This window comes from Anaerotignum lactatifermentans DSM 14214 (assembly GCF_900142265.1).
Classification (GTDB): Bacteria; Bacillota; Clostridia; order Lachnospirales; family Anaerotignaceae; genus Anaerotignum; species Anaerotignum lactatifermentans.
On record NZ_FRAH01000134.1, the window covers coordinates 1 to 2,809 of the forward strand.

Genomic DNA, 2,809 nt, shown 5'->3' on the forward strand with positions numbered 1-2,809 from the left:
CTGACAGATGAAGCCGTTTTTGAAAAGATAGAACAGGAACGAAAAGAAACGGAAAAAAGACGTCAGGAAGAAGTGGCAAAAAAGCGCAAAGAACAGGAAGAAAAGAGAAAGGCTGCTATGAAGAAGTCAAAGGCAAAATTGGAAGAAAAAGAGAACACTATTGTAGCAACACCAGAAGCAGCCAAGACTGATGATGATATAAAGCCTATGCAGGAACAGTTATCTTTGATTTAAAGAAAGGCAGATGGATTTTAAATGGACAAAAAAGATTTAAAAAGATATCCAATAAAAATAGCAGATAAAAGTACAGTGAGCCAAGCGTGCAGGATAGAAAAAATAGACTATTACTTGCACGCCAGAACAGCTTTAATTGCACATCATAGGATACTTGTAGTTTCTTTGTATAAGAGGGAAAAGCTGATAAAAGAAGAAAAGCATCCAGCATACCGCATTTTTATGACTAACAAAGAGTATATTACACAGGATTTTTGTGGTGAAAAACCTGTATGGCGTACAGGCTGCATAGAGAATTTAATAGAAATCAAATGGTATCATGGGATTTCTATTGTATGCTGCGATGACCGCTCCGCTGAAGTAATAAATCGTTTTTTTGCATATCTCCAAAAAGAGCCACTTCCGCCGGTTAATAAACTGATGGAAGCTCAGAAAAGGATAATGGATACTCGTTTGAAAAAACGATATAAGGCAGAAATGAAGGTAATAAGCAAAAAAATGAGAGAAATAAAGAAGTTGCCAAAAGACTTTATGGAATGGATTGACGAAACAGCAATGGCACACAGCAGATATATCTACTACAAATACAGCAGAAAAAAGTTTATGGACGGATACTGCACCCATTGCCACAGCGAAGTGAAAGTAGGCGGTGCAAAACACAGAAAAATAGGATTTTGTCCAAACTGTGGATGCAAAGTTATGTTTTTGGCAGAAGGAAGGGCAAAATATATTTTAGATCACGGACAGGCAGCTTATTTTCAGAAAACAGATCAAGGCTTTGTTGTGAGATTTTTTTCAATCCGTAAAGAATATGGAAGGCAGTACAGGGAACCTAAGACCAGCGTTACCGAGCTAAAAAGGATTTTTTATGAAGGTGACAAGGCTCTGCCTTACGAATGGAGGAGTTATAAGCAATCAGGCAAGGTATATTGGTATGACGGATTAGATGGTTACGCCTTTTATTATACTGCCTGTTATACAAAGAATTTGGAAAAAATATTAAATGGCACACCATATCAATATTGTGCTATAAAGCAGTTTTCAGAGCGTTACGAAGGAGCTAAAGTCAATGTTCCCGGATATTTATGGCGCTATCTTTCAAAACCGTTTATAGAGTATATGGTTAAAGGAAAACTGTATCATCTAGTGGAAGATTTAACACAATCTTGGTATTACTCCGGGGTATACAATCAAAATGGAAAAAGTCTGATGGAGATACTGGGTGTAACAAAAGAACAGTTTCGTTTCATACAGCGCAATGATATGAATTCTTTTGAGCTAAATACCTACAAAAAGATGCTCTCTGGGAAGTATCGAGAGATACCGGAAGACTTTCGAGCTTTTTGTGAGAAATACAAACATAATGTAGATATGATCCTTACGCTGATGCAATATACAACTTTACATAAGGCGGAACGCTACTGCAATGAAAAAGCTACACAACAGCATCCGTTTTTTGCTGTTATGCGTTTATGGCTGGACTATTTGCAGTTTGCTGCAGAATTACAATATGATATCAAAAATAGTTTTGTTCTTTTCCCAAAGCATTTGATCAAAGCTCATGATAATGCAGCTGAAGAACTGCAAAAATTAAGGGAGAAGGAATCACGTAAAAAAATGAAACTGCAAAATGAACGTGCAAAGAGTCTGCTGGAACAGTACAGAAAGGTTTATTCCTGGACAGATGGAAAGCTGTCTATTGTGGTGCCTAAAGATTTATTTTCTATTCGAGAGGAAGGACATTGTCTCCACCATTGTGTTGCCGGCTATACACAGGATGTAGCTGACGGCAAAACAATCATTCTATTTGTCCGCAGAAATTCAAACCTTGAAAAGCCTTTTTATACTATGGAAGTTAAAAATGGAAAAATCATGCAATGTCAGGGATTTGGTCATTGTGAAGAGACGGAAGAAGTGAAACGCTTTGTAAATGCCTATAAAAAGAAAGTTTTAAATAAGCTTAAGCTTATGGATTTAGCGGCGTCATAATAATGTGAGGTGAGTCTATGAGTGAGATTGAAAATTTGCAAAAGACTTTTCGTGCTTATGAGAAACGCTATCAAAAGGCAGAAGCAATGGGGATCGATGAGAGTTCTCGTTTTTATGAAGCAAAATGCGAGATAGAACATCGATATGTAGCATTATACTTTGCTGTGGAAATGATAAAGTCTTTAAAAAATAAATGTCACGAAGCAGGTTTCAAAAAGTACTGCTATGAATATTACCAACTGATTGCAAAAGAAATAGTTCCTTACAATGTGATAATAAATGAGAATGGCAAAAAAGAGTACATTGCACAAAAGGTCAAAGTTTCAAGTAAGGATTACCAAGTGATAGAAGTATATAATAAGGCAAAGCAGGCATACTCATCATTTCAGGAAATGAATTTTGATGAGGATGATAAAAACAAAGTCTGCAAAAAGATATTAGAAAATATACTGTCTATTCTAAATTGGATGTTAATTGTGAGAGAAATACTGTTTCCAGTAAATCGAGGTAAGTTTGATATGATATGTAATATGTAGACAAAAAAGAGGGTATGAAGAAAAGTCTGTAAATAAGATTCTTCTATGAT

The 2,809-nt window shown here is 35.8% G+C and carries 3 protein-coding genes; all 3 read left to right on the top strand.

Translation table 11 applies throughout. The features are described 5' to 3' along the window. Positions 1-234, top strand: a 234-nt coding sequence (locus tag BUB35_RS19170) for a hypothetical protein (RefSeq protein WP_200777631.1), incomplete at its 5' end; no start/stop codon positions are given. A 21-nt stretch (positions 235-255) separates the two neighbouring features. After that, complete coding sequence (locus BUB35_RS17990; protein WP_072853985.1) at positions 256-2,223, top strand: PcfJ domain-containing protein; 1,968 nt, start codon at positions 256-258, stop codon at positions 2,221-2,223. Positions 2,224-2,240: 17 nt separating this feature from the next. Beyond that, positions 2,241-2,759, top strand: coding sequence for a hypothetical protein (locus BUB35_RS17995; RefSeq protein WP_072853987.1), 519 nt, complete (start codon positions 2,241-2,243; stop codon positions 2,757-2,759). Positions 2,760-2,809 lie beyond the last annotated feature (50 nt).